Source organism: Neobacillus sp. PS2-9, assembly GCF_030915525.1.
Taxonomy (GTDB): domain Bacteria; phylum Bacillota; class Bacilli; order Bacillales; family Cytobacillaceae; genus Neobacillus.
On record NZ_CP133269.1, the window covers coordinates 3,645,538 to 3,662,447 of the forward strand.

Below are 16,910 nucleotides of genomic sequence, written 5' to 3' on the forward strand. Positions count from 1 at the left end.
AATTATGTTTTTCTGAGTATAGTATTATTAACTTACTTTCACTGATTCCCCGGACTGTTTTACCCCTGTAAGCATTTTTGGATGAACAATACACTGGAAAGCATCATCAGGAGAGAGCCTCTGTGTGGTAAAAGATACAAGACCCTTCTCACAAGAATATTGCGCACCATTTTGCTCGAATAAAATGGAATCTGGTTTAAGGGCAACAATAAGCTGATGTTCTTGTCCAACTACACTAAAAGGGATAATTCGCATTCGATTTTGCCATTCGGTAGGAAACTCCTCCATACCCATAATAAGTTGTTCAGGATCGAGAGTTATTTTTCTAATTGGTTCAGGAAGGGCTTCTAGTTGATTTTTGATTGATACAAACATAACTGGTAGCTTTGACAGTGGGTCATACAATTGATTTCCACTATCCACTAATCCCTTAAATACTAAGCTGATGTTCTCGATTTTCAACCTTACATTGACTATTTGATCAAATTGAATTTTGGTCATTTCCATACTCTCAACATTCTTCTTTGAGAAATGCCAGGCGATTGGAAAACCTATTAGAACAAAAAGCCAACTTACGGGATCACCAAAACCCTTTACACTCGACATCAGCACCTTCGTAGTTAATTCAGAATCATATTGAATAAAATAATGGGCTCCTGTTAAGGCCCCACCAATTAAAAACGTAGAAACATAAAGAGTCATTAATGCCTTAAGGAAAAATTTCATTCGCTTGTATCCAAATGCTATTAACACCATAAAAACGGAACAAATCAATTTGGAAATTGGATGCCCTGAATAGACATTTAAAGGTGTAAACGACAATAAAATAATCAACGAACCAATAAATCCTCCTGCAAGTATCCTCCAAAGATGTATTCTTCGTTTCAGAAATATAGCAGTTAAGTAAAGGAGAAGACTGTCAAAGAACAAATTAAGAGCCCAAATAACATCTAAATAAACAGTCAACAAAGCTTCCTCCTTTATCAGCTATCAAAAGGTGAGTAATCTATCTGTTTACGAAAAAGTATAACGTACTTGTATGGCTGAAGTGTGTCACTTTCTGTAATCAAAAAAACAGAAATTTCCACTATTCCCTACGGATTTTGTCACATTATAAGCGTGATTACCTTTACAAAAAGCTTTGTTAAACTTGTCTGTTGATTTCCGCTCCAGGCACGAGCGGTTCGTGGGTGTTTCTGCGAGCCTCCTCGGCGCTTGCGCCTGCGGGATCTCCCCTGAACCATACTCCCACAGGAGTCTTCGTGCCTTCCGCTACTATCAACAGAGTATAAAAATTAACCCTGTTTTTAACACAGCCTTACAAAAAAAGCATGGTCCGGGTTGGACCATGCTTTTAATAGTTTTTTATAGTGCTACCGCTTTAGATTATCTTCTACGGTTACGGTTTCTTAGGAATGTCGGAATATCTAATGTTTCCTCTTGGGCTACATTCGTATTTCGAACTGGTTCTTGTGGAGCTTCTTCACGTTTGTGCTCTCTCTTAACAGTTCCAACAGCAGGTTTTGCTTGTCCAAAGGATGGACGTGTTACTTTTGGTTGTGAACCTTCTTCGTTAAAACCAGTGGCAATGACGGTTACAATAATCTCATCTTTCAAGTTTTCATTAATTACGGAACCGAAAATCATATTCACTTCTTGGTCAGATGCTGTTGCAACAATATCAGCAGCCTCTTGCACCTCATAAAGACTTAAGTTAGTTCCCCCAGTAATATTCATTAGAACACCCTGAGCCCCATCAATAGAGGTTTCTAATAAAGGTGAGCTGATTGCTTTCTTTGCTGCCTCTGCTGCACGGTTTTCTCCTGCAGAGACACCAATTCCCATTAAGGCAGAGCCTTTATTTGACATAATCGTTTTTACGTCAGCAAAGTCTAAATTGATTAATCCAGGAACAGCGATCAAATCAGAAATACCTTGAACCCCTTGACGAAGAACATTGTCTGCCTCGCGGAAAGCTTCAAGCATTGGAGTGCTTTTATCAACAATTTCCAGAAGGCGGTCATTTGGAATGACGATTAATGTATCAACCGCTTCTTTCATTGATCCAATTCCACCAGAAGCCTGGTTTGAACGTTTTTTACCTTCAAAAGTAAATGGACGTGTAACAACACCCACTGTTAACGCACCAAGGTCACGAGCAATTTGAGCAATAACTGGTGCTGCACCAGTACCTGTACCGCCACCCATACCAGCAGTAACAAACACCATATCAGCACCTCTAAGTGCTTCCTCTAATTGTTCCTTACTTTCTTCTGCGGCCTTTTTACCAACCTCTGGATTAGCACCTGCTCCAAGACCACGAGTCAATTTCGCACCAATCTGCATTTTGACTTCAGCTTTGGAAAGGTTTAAGGCTTGTGCATCAGTGTTTACTGCGATAAATTCAACACCTTGAACGCCATGCTCAATCATTCTGTTTACCGCGTTGTTTCCTCCGCCGCCAACCCCGATAACTTTTATTGTTGCAAGAGAATCTAAATTTGTATCAAATTCTAACATGACAAATCCTCCTAATTCGCCGATTTTCTTTTTCGAGGATGTTTATTCGAAAAAGTAACCAAGGAATTTTTTTACTTTTGATGACATCTTATCTTCCGGATGTTTTTCTACTTTTGCTTTAGGTTGATGTTGTTGTTTTGGTGTTCTTTTTTCAGTTGGTTCAGCTACCACAGATGCACCCGTACCACCAATATTTCCACCTGGTAATCTACCATTCTTGTAAGCATATTTTATTAAACCAACCGCCGTTGTATATTGAGGTTCTCTTACACCAATATAGTCTGGTACCGCAAGGCGAACAGGATTTTGGAACATATCCTGTGCGAGTTCCAATACCCCTTGCATTTTTGCTGTTCCACCTGTTAATACAAAACCACCTGGTAACTCTGTTACACCTAAACGCTTCAATTCATTAACAATTAATTCAAATATTTCTTCCATTCTAGCTTCAATAATTTCAGATAAATAGAGCTGGTTAAATTGTTGATGTTGATCACTGCCAATAATAGGAACACTGAAAAACTCATCTTCAGAAGCAATATCATAGAAGGCATGTCCGTATTTAACCTTAATTTTCTCAGCATCCTCTGTTGAGGTGTGCAAAACTTTTGAAAGGTCGTTCGTTAATAAATCTCCGCCAACAGGAATTACACTTGTCGCCTTTAAAAATCCTTCCTCAAACACAGCGATAGTAGTAGAACCTCCGCCAATATCGATGAGGGCAACACCTAGATTTTTTTCATCTTTGGATAAAGCATAATCTCCTGCAGCTAACGGCTGAAGAACAATGTCTACTATCTCAAGTCCTGCTCGTTCTACACAGCGTAATGTATTTATGATGATAGATTTAGATCCAGTAATAAGTGTACCATCCATTTCTAGACGAACACCAATCATTCCACGAGGATCGTTAATTTCATCTTTACCATCTAAAATGAATTGTTTTCGAATCACACCAATGTTTTCTCGTTCAGGTGGAATGGATCCCACATGTGATGCTTCAATGACACGAATGACATCTTCATTCGTAATTTCTCGGTTTTGGCTGGATACAGCGACAATCCCATGACAGTGCTGAAGCATTACATTATGACCTGATATTCCGACTACCACTTCTCTAATCTCCATGCCAATCATTCTTTCTGCCTGTTCAATCGCCCTCTTAATAGAATGAACGGTATCGTCCATGTCAACAATCGATCCCTTACGTAATCCTTCAGATTTCACATTGCCAACACCAATTATATTTAACGAGTCTTTGCCCGAGTCATTGACCATTTCACCAATGATAACTTTTACACTGGATGTACCGATGTCAAGACTTACGTATATTTCATTGCTGTTCATTCTTTGGCACCTCCTTTTAATCTCCTTGGGTAGAACAACAACAATTCAATTTTGTTCATTAATAGATTCTCATAGTAATATCTTATAAAATTATTCGTCACAACTACATATTTCCCTTTAAAAAAGTTCAATTTTTTTCTATTTTTTCTTTGTTTGTTGACCATTTTGTTAATAATATTCGTCTTATAACGGCGATATTTTGAAACAACCTGACACCAAACGCAAAAACTGCTGCTAAATACAAGTCTACACCAAGATGAACACCGAGAAAAGCTAAACTTGCTGCAAGCATTATATTAAAAAAGAACCCAGATACAAATACCTTTTCATCATAAATATTTTGCAAATGAGCCCTTATTCCCCCAAAAAGTGTGTCGAAGGCAGCTAATACAGCAATTGATAAATAATTTGAGTATTCTTCAGGAATACTTATTTCTGTTAACAGTCCAAGGAAGATCCCGATCACAAGTCCCACTAACGGAAGCCACATTAGGAACCGCCTCCTTCCTTTATCGGTTCCATATGCCTAATCCTAATTGGATTCTCATAAGCAGGAACAGTAATATTTGGACTAGGTGAAGAAACATTGAGTCTCAAGCTTTCAGCAAAGAATTCATCTCTAGCCTTTGAAACCTTCATTTGGTTTGATAATTTTTCGGCATTGTTCATCGAATCTACACCCACCTTAACCTCAACCGGCAGGGTCCTAATTGTATGACCATCAATCTTTGTTTCCCTATTTATATCCCTAATAACCGTGGTATTTATAATTCGTTGACCATCAATGGAAACATATTTTGCTTCATACATATTTAGTTCATTCAATAGTCTTTTAAGCAATTCAGGGGAAACAACTGTTGTTGCCACAGGTGTTCCTAGCTGTACATCCTCGATGACCGGCTCAATATGTAAGGTGATTCCCGGACCTGAAACCTCGGTCAAGCCTGCCTCCGTTTTTAGCTCCTGAAGTGTATCCCGTAACACCTGCTCCTTACTTTGTTTCCGCTTAGATTCATAGGCTGATAGTTTTTCTTCATTTGAGCGGATTTCACTTAATAAGTTAGACTGTAGCTCTTTTTCTTTGAGCAATGCCTCACGGAGCTGCCAAACATCTCTTGTATCACGTTCTTCAGGCTTCTTCACGGTTTGAAATTGAATTGCAATCATAAAACCAACCACAGCAGCAATTAACGTAAAACTCAAATTCTTCGGCTTGTCCACTTTTTTCACCTAACCTTTTAAATTAATCCTCATGTGGACACATTTTACCCTCAACTTAACTTCCTAATATTGGGTTCAACACGATTTCATCTTCTTTTTCCAAGGAAAAAACCAAATTATCGTTTACCAGTTGGTCTTTTACTCCACCTGTTAGGTTTAATGATGAAGTTAATACTTCTGGGTCACCAATAGCTGTAATGACAAATGGCGCGGGGTGTGGGACTCCATCCACAGTAATGACCGGTCCATTGCAAACAATGTACGAATGACTTGTTAACCTCTGTCCATTAATAGCAACCGCCGCTGCACCGGAAATATATAATTCATTAATAACCTTAAAAACATGGTGTTCATGAACAAGATAATTGTTCACATTATCTTCCTTCGGATCATAGGCACCATCTGTCAAAGTAATCTTAACGCCTTTTCCTTTTACCTTGACTTTTCCGAGGTACATCCTGTACTTTTCTGCATCTTCTGCTAGGTTTAAAAATACTTGTGTTTCTTTAGCAAGATCCTTCTCGTTTTTTAATACCTTGTCCTGTTTTTGGTTTAGTTCCTTTTGTAGCTTGCGATTTGTCTCCTCTTGGGCAATCAATTGATTTCTTAATCCAAGAGTTTTTTCATATTGTTTGCCTGACAAACTAGGCTTTTCTTTTTGATTCTCCAGTTGGGTCAAATGATAAGAAAAGGCAATCATAAACCCCAAAACTAAGCAGACAAGGGACAAGATCACGTGTTTACCCCTTACCTTAATTTTCTTCAACTTCTTTTTCCTCCACTTCTGGTTCAAAAGCCTTAAAATAAGAGCCTACTTCCACATCAATTATCCCTTTTTTATTAGGATCTAATTGGCTAATGATTGAGGGATAATGCACCATTTTTTCCGAAAAACTTCTGAGAGTTGCACTTACCTCAAATCCATCATTCATAAACAAGGAAATGTGATACTGGTCTGTTTTTTTCGGAGAATAATGAATTTCAGAAATGGAGTTTAAAATTTCACTCGGGAGATTTTGTAACTCTTTTACCATTTCGTTTAGGGCTTTCCCTTCTTTGAATTCGAAAAGAATTGGAGAATTAACTGGGATTTTTTCCTCATTTCTATCTTTCAAAATTTTACCATTTTCCATAACTGGATAATAGTTTGATTCCTGTTTAAGATACGCTATTCTTTTATGTTCTCTAACTTGAATTTGAACTGTGTTTGGCCATTGAATCTTTATATCTGCCTCTTTTATTTCGGATAAGCCCTGTAATTTCGAAGAAACCTCACTCTTCTTGACTTTCCATATATTCGTAGTCTTAGAAATACCACTTTTGCTAATAATTTCAGAGTCAGTATAAACTTCATTGCCTTCTATCCTAATTGTCTTTACATGGCTTAATGGGGATTGTGTATAAGCGATAATTACTATCATTGTAAAAAACAAAAATAGCAGGAGCACCAGCCTTTTGTTTGCTTTTCGTCGTCTTTGCTCCTTTAACTTAGGAATACGATCCTCTAGAGCAACAATTTTACCTTTTTCCATCATAATTCCTCCAAATGAAAAGCCTTAGCTTGGGGGCGCTGGTTGCCCTACACTATAAAGCCCATAAAGCATGTCTATAAGTTCCGCTACGTTATCTATAGAAAGTGAAACAACGGCACGAAAACTCATGCCGTCATTCATTTTCTTCCTAGTTTCCATCTGTAATATTATCAGTAATTATAACACAATATTTGTCATTAGTAAGAGATTTCTTACAATAAATACAAGGATTATTTACGTCCGACTATTTCAACCTCTGTTTCCATTTTTACTCCATAGAGGTTAAAAATCGTATCCTTAATATGCTGAATTAAGGCTAAGACATCTGCGGCAGTGGCGTTCCCAGCATTTACAATAAAGTTACCGTGCATTTCAGAAATTTTTGCTCCACCCATGCTAAATCCCTTTAGACCAGCTGCTTCAATAAGTTTTCCTGCATAGTTAGGAAGTGGATTACGGAAAATACTACCAGCACAAGGGAAATTCCATGGTTGCGTTTCTTTTCGATAATCCTTGTTTTTTTGCATTTGTGCCACAATGGCTGCCCTATCACCTGTTGTAAGATCAAAAACAGACTCAACCACTACTCCTGGCCGTTTGTTCTGTAATACAGAGGTCCTGTAGGAAAATTTCATTTCCTCATTTGATAGCCATTCCATAGACCCATTTTCAAATAGAACATGAGCCCTAGTTAGGATCTTACTAATGTCTGATCCATGTGCACCAGCGTTCATATAAACTGCTCCACCAACTGATCCGGGTATACCACTAGCAAACTCGAGTCCTGCTAAACCTTTTTTACTGATAAGTGTTGCTAAACTTACAAGCGAATGACCGCCACCGACAGTAATTGTTGTCCCTTCGATCTCTAAGTGGTCTAATCCAGAGCTTAGTTTGATTACGACTCCTTCAATACCTTTATCAGATACAAGAAGATTGGATCCACGACCAATCGCTCGCCAATTTAATCCATGCTTATTTATAACAGACATTACTTTTTTTAAATTTTCAACTGAAGAAGGTTCAATAAAAAGGTCTGCAGGACCTCCAATTTTCATAGTGGTATGGTTGGCTAGAAGCTCATTTTCCTTCACCTTCCCAATATTTAGCGTCTGTAATTCTTTTATTATTTCGTCCATTTTTACCACCTAACTTTCCAAGATGCTAATAGTTCAGTTTATGCACTAAAGTAAATTGGGCTACTTTTGATTCGTCTCCACAAGTTCTTTCATTAATGAGTATAGCTTGCTTGCTGAATCCGGAACCCCCATTTTTTTAGCTTTTGCTTTCATTTCAGTTAAATTCTCATTATCTAATAATATACGGTCAATGTGTGTTACAAGACTTTTACTTGTCAAATCTTTTTCTAACAATAATTCTGCTGCCCCATGATCACTTAAGGATCTAGCGTTCTTTTCTTGATGATTGTTTGTGACATATGGACTTGGAATAAGAATACTTGGAATTCCAAGGGAGGTTAATTCCGCTAGTGTTGTTGCTCCCGCTCTCGAGACAACTAAATCAATACCTGCAAGAACTTCCGGCATGTTATGAATAAAAGGTTTGATCACCACATTCTTGGGATTTCCAACTAACTCTACTTCCTTTTTTACATCCTCAAAATGGGTATCACCCGTTACATAAAGAATTTGATACATTTTTTCTGCAAACTCAGGCAATGCTTTAACTACTGCTTCATTTATTGGACGTGCGCCTCGGCTTCCACCAAAAATTAATACAGCAGGCTTTGTCGTGCTAAGACTAACAGAGAGTCGGCCACGTATTCCATCCTGACCTACGACCTCTGACGCTCGAGGATTTCCGGTAAAAGCAATCTTTTTCTGAGGGAAATAATCCTTTGCCTCTTCGAAACAGATTGCAATTTTATTTACATATCTGCTTAAAAATTTATTTGTCAGACCAGGTACGCTATTTTGTTCATGAATAATCGTGGGTATACGAAGTTTAGCAGCAGCATAAACGACTGGGCCACACACGTAACCTCCTGTACCGATGACAATGTCCGGCCTAAATGCTTTTAATATTTTTTTACTATCTTGCACACCTTTTAAGAATCTATAAACTGTTTTTACATTTTCGAAAGACAGTTTACGTTTAAAACCAGTTATATGAATCGATTGGAATGCTATATTTTCTCTTGGGACAATTTTACTTTCTAGACCATTAGTTGTACCTATGTATAGAAACTCTGCGTCTTTGTTTTCTTTTTGAATTTCTCTAATTAGTGCTAGAGCCGGATATATATGACCGCCAGTCCCTCCACCGCTTACTGCTATTCTCATCTTTTCCACCTCATTAACTATTTAACACCTAATTGCATACCTATATTACTATAAAAATTGAAGAAAGAAAGCAAATGATAAAAGATTGTTAAGTAAATGTAAAGAAGGCCCTAGATAAAATGCTTTTTTAAACCAGTCCGTTGATCTCCGCTCCAGGTGCTTCGCTTTCCGTGGGCGTTTCGGCGAGCCTCCTCGGCGCTTGCGCCTGCGGGGTCTCCCCTGACCCGTACTCCCACAGGAGTCTTCGCACCTTCCGCTCCAATCAACTAAGTGCATTTCATCAATATGCTTTATCATAGCCAAATAAAAAGAACCCTGCCACTGAACAGGGTGTCATTTTCAATATCTTGAATAACGGCTGATATTAAGGAGAACACCGATTGCCATTAACATTAATGTTAGCGAGGAGCCTCCATAGCTTAAAAATGGTAATGTAATTCCTGTGACTGGCATTAGTCCCGTTACAACACCAATATTAATCATTACTTGAATGGCGACCATCGCGATGATTCCAACAGCTAGAAAGCTTCCATACAAGTCTGGAGCACCAAGCGCAATTCGAATGCCCCGCCAAAGCAAGAGAGCAAAAAGTAATAAAATAAACGAACCACCTATAAATCCTAATTCCTCTGAAAGAATGGCAAAAATAAAATCGGTTTGCGGCTCGGGTAAGTAAAAAAACTTTTGCCGGCTTTCTCCAAGACCAAGTCCAAAAAGCCCCCCTGGACCAATGGCGTATAGCGATTGAATAATTTGAAATCCACTCCCTAAAGGATCGGACCAAGGGTCTAAGAAAGAGGTAATCCTCTTTATTCTGTATGGTGCTGAAGCAATTAATCCAACAAACCCAGCAACACCTAATAACCCCAAGAAAGCAAAATGACTAATGCGGGCCCCTGCAATAAAGATCATTACGATACAAGTCCCCATCATGACAGTTCCTGTCCCTAAATCGGGTTGAAGCATAATCATCGCAAAGGCTACAAATGCAAGACCTAAAGAAGGGACAAGCCCCTTCTTAAAGGAGGTAATCAACTTTTGCCGCTCAGACAAATATTTTGCTAAAAAAGCAATCATCGCTAGTTTCATAAATTCAGACGGCTGAATGGAGAAAGCTCCTACTCCAATCCAGCTCCTAGATCCATTACGTACATTCCCTATTCCAGGAATTAATACCAACAATAATAATACAAAACAAACGATTAAAATAGTTTTAGACCATGTTCTCCACGTCCAGTAATTAATGTTCATGATAAAAAACATGGCAACAATTCCGACTCCGGCAAATAGCGTCTGCCTTTTGGCAAAGAAAAAGGAATCGTCAAATTTATATTCAGCCCATATCGCACTTGCGCTGTAAACCATGATTAGCCCTATTGCCAGCAGAGTGAAAGTTACAATCATTAAAATAAAATCAGGAGTTGTTCTCTTTGTCGGCACCACTATACACCTCAACTACGAGTTTTAGGGCTTAGCAGCACCACATGTGAGACCCAAAAGTGGTACAAGCCCTTACTTAAGCTTATGCACCGCTTCGATAAAAATGTCTCCCCTGACTTCAAAAGTTTTATATTGATCCCAGCTAGCACATGCTGGGGATAGCAATATAACATCCCCTGATTCAGAGTATCGATAAGCTTCAGGCACTGCCTTGTCAACATTATCGACACGCTTCATTGTTTTTATTCCCGCCTCGTTACCTACACGTTCCAACTTAGGTGCCGTTTGTCCAAAAGTAATCATTGCTTTCACATTTTTCAAATATGGAAGGAGCTCGTCAAATTCATTACCCCGATCAAGTCCGCCGGCAAGGAGAATAATAGGAGTATCAAATGCAGCAAGTGCATTCACTGTTGCTAAAATATTGGTTGCTTTTGAGTCATTATAAAATTTTCTCCCACTTATTTCACCAACGTATTGCAAACGATGTTTGACACCCGTAAACGTTCGAAGTACTTCTTGAATAGCCTTATTATCCACACCCGATAGTTTAGCAGCTGCCATAGCAGATAAGATGTTTTCAAGGTTATGTACTCCAGGTAACGCAATTTCTTCTATTTCCATTACCCTTTCACCATTAAAAACGATCCAGCCTTCGTCAATATATGCTCCATTCGTCAGCTTCATTTTAGTGGAAAAAGGAATGATGCTGGCTTTGGAGTGACGGGCAATTTCCATCGTATCTTCTTGATCCGCATTTACGATTAGGTATTCCAGTTCAGTTTGGTTTTTTGTGATATTAGCCTTTGCTTCAATATACTCTTTTCTAGTCCCATGATAGTCTAAATGGGCATCATAAAGGTTGGTAATGATGGCGATTTTCGGATTAAATGTTTCAATCCCCATTAATTGAAAGGATGATAATTCAATGACAATGGTATTTTCTGCGGTTGCTGCTTGAGCAACACCAGAAGCCACCGTTCCGATATTTCCAGCTATTAACGGTGCTTTATTTCCGACATTTAACATTTCATAAACCAAAGTTGTTGTTGTCGTTTTTCCGTTCGTTCCAGTGATACCGACAAATGGTGCTTCTGAAATTTGGTAAGCGAGTTCTACCTCTGTTATAACTGGTATTCCCTTTTCTAGTGCTCCTTCAATCATTGGATTGTAATAAGGAATACCAGGATTTTTCACAATCAACTCGAACCCTTCATCAAGAAGTTCAATCGGGTGATCCCCACATATCACTTTAATCCCCTGTTCTAACAACCCTTGTGCCTCAGGATTTTCTGATAGTGGTTTTTTATCATTAACTGTTACAAACGCACCTAGCTTATGAAGTAGGGCAGCAGCGGTTACACCGCTTTTTGCCAAACCAAGTACAAGTATTTTTTTATGACGATAAGATTCAATCTGCTTCAATTACAACCACACCTCTATATAGATTCCAAGTACTGCAAAAATTAGTCCAACACTCCAAAAGGTAACAACTACTCTCCATTCTGACCAACCCACTAATTCATAATGGTGATGTAGGGGACTCATTCGGAAAATTCGCTTACCCGTTGTTTTAAACGATATGACCTGTAGAATGACCGAAAGTGTTTCGATGACAAAGACGCCCCCGATGATAATTAACAAGATTTCAAGCTTAGTCAAAATGGCTATTGCAGCAATGGCACCACCAAGTGCAAGTGAGCCTGTGTCCCCCATGAATACCTTCGCGGGATGTGCGTTAAAAACCAGAAAGCCCAGTACAGCACCCACTACTGCCACTGAAAACACTGCAATTTCAAAATTATTTTGATTCCACGCTAATACAGCAAATGCACCAAAAGCAATAGCCGCGGTGCCTGACACCAAGCCGTCTAGTCCATCTGTTAGGTTAACTGCGTTGGAAAAACCAACAAGCCAAAAAATAATGAGTAAAACATAAGTCCATCCTAAATCAAAGGAATAATCGCCAAATGGGAGTTTTATTTCAGTTGACTGTCCTGTATGTTTGAATATTAGGTAGAAGACAACAGAAATAATGATTTGACCTAATAGTTTTTGCTTTGAAGTCAATCCTAAATTCCGTTTTAATACCACTTTAATAAAATCATCTAAAAATCCTAGCAGACCAAAGCCAAAAGTAACAAATAGTAATAAAAATGTTGTAATAGAGATTTGATCAGAAAATTTCCCTATCATTACTAGCGTTGTAATAATAATAGAAAATAAAATCATGACACCGCCCATTGTAGGCGTACCTGATTTTTTTTGGTGTGATTTAGGACCTTCTTCCCTAATGCTTTGTCCAAATTTCAACCTTCGTAAGAAGGGAATAAAAATCGGAGAAAGTAAAACCGAAATTAAAAATCCCATAACAATTGTGAAGAAAATAACTTGCTCCTTCATTCTATCCCCTCCTTTCTGTATTGTCTTCGCAACGATCAGCTATCATTTTTAACATCACAGCTATATCATATGACTCTTTATTTTTATTAAGAAGTTTTTTATTTGTAAATTTGATGTTAGTTATATCCATAATCTTGTCTGTTTCTCCATCTAGTTTTTCTATATAATAATTTAAAATTTTCCCTATTGCCTCAGAGTAATCATCAGTAATAAATAACGGAAAATGGTTTGGTGTATAACGCGGAAGTTTCTTTCCCCGTTCCCAAACCGCTGCAATGGCACCATTAGCAATTGCTTCTGAAAGCTCTCCAGACTCCTCATTTATTGGCAAAAATAAACCTCTAGGCTGTGCTACATTGGCTTGATCGGACATAGTGTAAAACAACATATCATCCTGAACACCTTGTTTTTCAGAAAACAAATGGACCAAGTCGTTTAAAGCTAAATACATACCTATCTCCCCTCGATTGCTTCCCGAGCAATCAGCCTATCATCAAAATCATGTACAACATTACCAATAATCTGATAGGTTTCATGTCCTTTACCGGCAATTAAAATGACATCACCAGTCGTTGCATTGTTAATTGCAGTAAATATTGCTTCTTTTCGATCAGGTATAACCTGGTAGCTTTCACCTTGTACCCCTTCTTCCATTTCCTTCAAAATCGCGATCGGGTCTTCACTTCTTGGATTATCCGAAGTAAGAATAGGGTCAGTAGCTAAGCGGCAGGCAATTTGAGCCATTAATGGACGTTTCGTGCGGTCACGATCTCCCCCACAGCCGACAATGACAAAAATCCTTTTCTTTGCGAAGTGCTGAATGGTTTTCAACACATTTTCTAGGCTATCTGGTGTGTGAGCGTAATCCACGATTACTGAAAAATCTTGTCCTGCATTAACCAATTCAAACCGTCCAGCCACACCCTTAACTCCCTCTATGGATTCAATAATCTTATTCAATTCAATCCCTGAAACTAGCGCAGAAGCAATGCTTGCTAAAACGTTATAAACACTGAATTTTCCAATTAGATGCATTTGAATGGGGTAACTGTACTCATTTATAACTAAATTAAATGTAGTACCCTTAGGAGTCATTTGTATGTTTTGTGCTTGAATATCAGATTGGTTGTCGATACCATATGTAACAACATGTGCAGCGGTTGATCTTTGATACATTTCAGATGCTGGGTCATCGGCATTCAAAATAGCAAATTTAGGCTGTCTATGATTATAAGTATTACCGAGTTGGGAAAACAATAAGCTTTTAGCACGTTTGTATTCTTCCATCGTTTTGTGGTAATCAAGGTGGTCCTGAGAAAGATTTGTGAACACTGCTACATCATAATCACAACCATGGACTCTTCCCATGTCAAGTGCATGTGAAGAAACTTCCATTACGGCTGAATCGACACCTGCCTCAACCATTTGGTTGAACGTTTTTTGAAGCGTCAAACTTTCTGGAGTTGTGTTTTTCGTTTCCAGTATCTGTTCACCAATTTTCGTATACATTGTACCTATGATTCCTGTTTTCTTACCTGCATCGGCAAATATTTTTTCAATCAAATGACTGGTAGTGGTTTTTCCATTTGTGCCTGTGATTCCAATTAAATGCAGCTTTTTCGTTGGCTGTTCATAAAAGGCATCCGCAAGTACAGACATTGATCTTGTAGTATCCTTTACAAGGATAACAGGTACATCTATTGCTAATGGGCGTTCAGCTAAAACGGCAACCGCACCATTTTCTACAGCAGATTCTGCAAAATCATGGCCGTCCACAGTGTAGCCTTTAATACAAATAAATAAGCTCCCTTTTTGCACCTTCCGATTGTCATTTTCAATCGATGTAATTTCAGGATTTCCCCCTTTGAAGGGCACGATTGGGTGCAAAGACTTTAGTAGCTCTTGTAGTTTCATTTTACCTCAAATCCTCTCATGACAGTACATACATATTGCCAGTATTTACCTCAGTGAGACTACTAGCGAAAGTTCCATCTTATTTTACATTAAATTATTTTATTTTGCTATTTGTTATGTAGGTTTTAAAAAAATTAGGCGGCGGAATAGATTCCGACCGCCCCTAAGGATGACTATTTACTTATTTTTAGTCCCCTTTTCCAAAGTATAACCTTATTTTGGATCCTTCTTTTACTTTTGTTCCTGGGCTAGGGGATTGTCTAACAACCACATCCCCTTCTCCGCTAGGATCAATTCTTAAGTTAATCATCTGCTCCTGAAGTTCGCCTTTTGTGAGACCCACAAGGTCAGGTAATGTTAATAAAGGCGTATCTGGCCACTTTATTTCTTTTTCGATTTGATCTTTACGAGGTTCTATTCCCATTGCACTTAAACTATCCTTCATGATTGCACCTACAATCGGTGCAGTGACGGTACCACCAAATGCGGTAACCCCTTTAGGATTATCAACCGCAACATAAACCACTATTTGGGGATCATCCGCAGGTGCAAAACCCATAAAGGAAACAATAAAGTTATTTTCCAAGTATCTCCCGTTTTGAGCCTTTTGGGCGGTACCCGTCTTTCCGCCAACACGGTAACCTTCCACAAACGCTTTTCCTCCAGTTCCCTGTGCGACCACACTCTCAAGGGCATGGCGGATTTCTTTCGATGTTTCCTCGGTTATAACTCTTCTCTTTTCAACAGGAGTATTCCTCATAACCACTTCTTTCGTAACAGGATCAATTAATTCTTTTGCAATATACGGTTTGTATAATATCCCACCATTTATGGCAGCAGATACTGCGGTTACTTGCTGGATCGGTGTAACGGATACCCCTTGTCCAAAAGCGGTAGTAGCTTGTTCAACCGGACCTACCCGATTTAGATTGAATAGAATCCCTGTCCCTTCCCCTTGTAAATCAATTCCGGTTTTCTGACCAAAACCAAAATCCTTTATATATTTAAAGAGTTTATCCTTGCCTAGACGCTCACCTAATTCTACAAAACCTGGGTTACAAGAGTTTTGTACTACTTCTAAAAAGGATTGGTCCCCATGTCCACCCCTTTTCCAGCATTTTAACCGTGCACCCGCCACTTGAACTGAACCAGAATCATGAAAATGTTCCTTTTCCAGATTAACCTTTCCTTCATTCAACGCAGCTGCGAGTGTAATAATTTTAAAAGTAGAACCTGGTTCGTAAGTAGACCAGACAGGGAGGTTCCTGTTATATATTTCCTGCGGTACATTTCGAAAATTAGCTGGATCGAAAGTCGGTCTGCTCGACATGGCTAGGATTTCACCATTATTAGGATTCATGGCAATAGCTACTATTCCGTCTGGATTGTATTTCGCCTCTGCAATATCAAGCTCTCTTTCCACAATGGTTTGTATTTTCGAATCTATTGTCAGCTTTAAATCAAGACCATTGACTGGTTGCTCATAATCATCGGCCATGCTATTCATGCGCTCCCCTTTGGCATTCGCATAGAATTTAACCGCACCCCGTTCACCATTTAACTCTTTATCATAGTACTGCTCAAGTCCCATTAATCCTTGGTTATCCACACCTGTAAAACCAAGAACGTGTGATAGATAACTCCCATTCGGATAATGCCGCTTTGAGTCCTCACCTATATATACACCTTCAAGTCCCAGAGCTCTAATTTCTTTTGCCTTTTCATGTGAGATTTTCCTGCCTTCTTTAATCCGTACAGATGATGCACGTTTAGTAATTTCACGATAAGCATTTTCTCTCGACATATTTAATACGGATGCCAGCTTTTCAGCAGTTGTCGCAGGATCCTTAATCTGCCGCGGAATGACATATACAGTTGGTGCACTAATATTTGTTGCTAATGGGATCCCGTTCCGGTCGACAATTTGTCCCCGCTCTGGTTCAAAAGGAATATTCCGACTCCAGGATCCCTTTGCTCGATCGGTTAACATATCCCCTAGAACAAATTGTACATATCCAAGTCTAACATCAATAATTAAGAAGGTCAGGAATCCAACGAATAGTGCAATCATTAGTCTCTTACGGACAGTAACATTTGAAACACGCATAGTATAAACGATCCTCCTCTTTCCTGCATTCCATTATCGTTCATTTATATGCTTGTACTTTTTTCAATAGAACGAGCCATTGTTGAAAAAACAGCGTAAAAAAAGAGGTCGACTTTGCAGTCA

At 38.8% G+C, this 16,910-nt stretch carries 15 protein-coding genes; all 15 read right to left on the bottom strand.

The features are described from left to right. Positions 1–27 precede the first annotated feature (27 nt). The 15 genes from spoIIGA to RCG25_RS18360 all read right to left on the bottom strand — a co-directional run bounded on the left by spoIIGA (position 28) and on the right by RCG25_RS18360 (position 16,787). Positions 28–966 carry a sigma-E processing peptidase SpoIIGA gene (spoIIGA, locus tag RCG25_RS18290; RefSeq protein ID WP_308080250.1) on the bottom strand — a complete coding sequence of 313 codons (939 nt, stop codon included), beginning with the start codon at positions 964–966 and terminating at the stop codon, positions 28–30. Positions 967–1,386: 420 nt separating this feature from the next. Further along, positions 1,387–2,520: a cell division protein FtsZ gene (gene ftsZ / locus RCG25_RS18295; protein ID WP_308080251.1), complete on the bottom strand. Its 1,134-nt coding sequence runs from the start codon at positions 2,518–2,520 to the stop codon at positions 1,387–1,389. 42 nt (positions 2,521–2,562) lie between these two features. Continuing rightward, entirely contained in the window at positions 2,563–3,867 is a 1,305-nt protein-coding gene (gene ftsA / locus RCG25_RS18300; RefSeq protein WP_308080252.1) for a cell division protein FtsA, read from the bottom strand. A gap of 127 nt (positions 3,868–3,994) precedes the next feature. Continuing rightward, on the bottom strand, positions 3,995–4,357 hold the full coding sequence (locus RCG25_RS18305) for a small basic family protein (protein WP_308080253.1): 363 nt from the start codon (positions 4,355–4,357) through the stop codon (positions 3,995–3,997). Next, positions 4,357–5,088, bottom strand: a complete 732-nt coding sequence (locus RCG25_RS18310) for a DUF881 domain-containing protein (RefSeq protein ID WP_308080254.1) — start codon at positions 5,086–5,088, stop codon at positions 4,357–4,359. Before RCG25_RS18310 ends, RCG25_RS18305 begins: the two co-directional genes overlap by 1 nt. Before the next feature lie 55 nt (positions 5,089–5,143). Further along, complete coding sequence (locus RCG25_RS18315) at positions 5,144–5,854, bottom strand: DUF881 domain-containing protein (RefSeq protein ID WP_308080255.1); 711 nt, start codon at positions 5,852–5,854, stop codon at positions 5,144–5,146. After that, complete coding sequence (locus tag RCG25_RS18320; RefSeq protein ID WP_308084218.1) at positions 5,841–6,620, bottom strand: cell division protein FtsQ/DivIB; 780 nt, start codon at positions 6,618–6,620, stop codon at positions 5,841–5,843. The genes RCG25_RS18315 and RCG25_RS18320 overlap by 14 nt, the downstream gene beginning before the upstream one ends. 230 nt (positions 6,621–6,850) lie before the next feature. Further along, positions 6,851–7,759, bottom strand: coding sequence for a UDP-N-acetylmuramate dehydrogenase (murB, locus tag RCG25_RS18325; protein WP_308080256.1), 909 nt, complete (start codon positions 7,757–7,759; stop codon positions 6,851–6,853). A gap of 60 nt (positions 7,760–7,819) precedes the next feature. Next, the gene (murG, locus tag RCG25_RS18330) at positions 7,820–8,923 is read right to left on the bottom strand and encodes an undecaprenyldiphospho-muramoylpentapeptide beta-N-acetylglucosaminyltransferase (protein WP_308080257.1); all 1,104 of its coding nucleotides are present in this window, start codon (positions 8,921–8,923) and stop codon (positions 7,820–7,822) included. Between the two features lie 339 nt (positions 8,924–9,262). Next, entirely contained in the window at positions 9,263–10,363 is a 1,101-nt protein-coding gene (spoVE, locus tag RCG25_RS18335) for a stage V sporulation protein E (RefSeq protein ID WP_308080258.1), read from the bottom strand. A 72-nt stretch (positions 10,364–10,435) separates the two neighbouring features. Further along, on the bottom strand, positions 10,436–11,788 hold the full coding sequence (murD, locus tag RCG25_RS18340) for a UDP-N-acetylmuramoyl-L-alanine--D-glutamate ligase (RefSeq protein ID WP_308080259.1): 1,353 nt from the start codon (positions 11,786–11,788) through the stop codon (positions 10,436–10,438). Continuing rightward, the gene (gene mraY / locus RCG25_RS18345; RefSeq protein ID WP_308080260.1) at positions 11,789–12,766 is read right to left on the bottom strand and encodes a phospho-N-acetylmuramoyl-pentapeptide-transferase; all 978 of its coding nucleotides are present in this window, start codon (positions 12,764–12,766) and stop codon (positions 11,789–11,791) included. Between the two features lies 1 nt (position 12,767). Beyond that, a complete protein-coding gene (locus tag RCG25_RS18350) occupies positions 12,768–13,217 on the bottom strand; it encodes a hypothetical protein (RefSeq protein ID WP_308080261.1) in 450 nt (149 codons plus the stop codon). 2 nt (positions 13,218–13,219) lie between these two features. Further along, the gene (locus RCG25_RS18355; protein WP_308080262.1) at positions 13,220–14,680 is read right to left on the bottom strand and encodes a UDP-N-acetylmuramoyl-L-alanyl-D-glutamate--2,6-diaminopimelate ligase; all 1,461 of its coding nucleotides are present in this window, start codon (positions 14,678–14,680) and stop codon (positions 13,220–13,222) included. A 187-nt stretch (positions 14,681–14,867) separates the two neighbouring features. Beyond that, positions 14,868–16,787 carry a stage V sporulation protein D gene (locus RCG25_RS18360; RefSeq protein ID WP_308080263.1) on the bottom strand — a complete coding sequence of 640 codons (1,920 nt, stop codon included), beginning with the start codon at positions 16,785–16,787 and terminating at the stop codon, positions 14,868–14,870. Positions 16,788–16,910 lie beyond the last annotated feature (123 nt).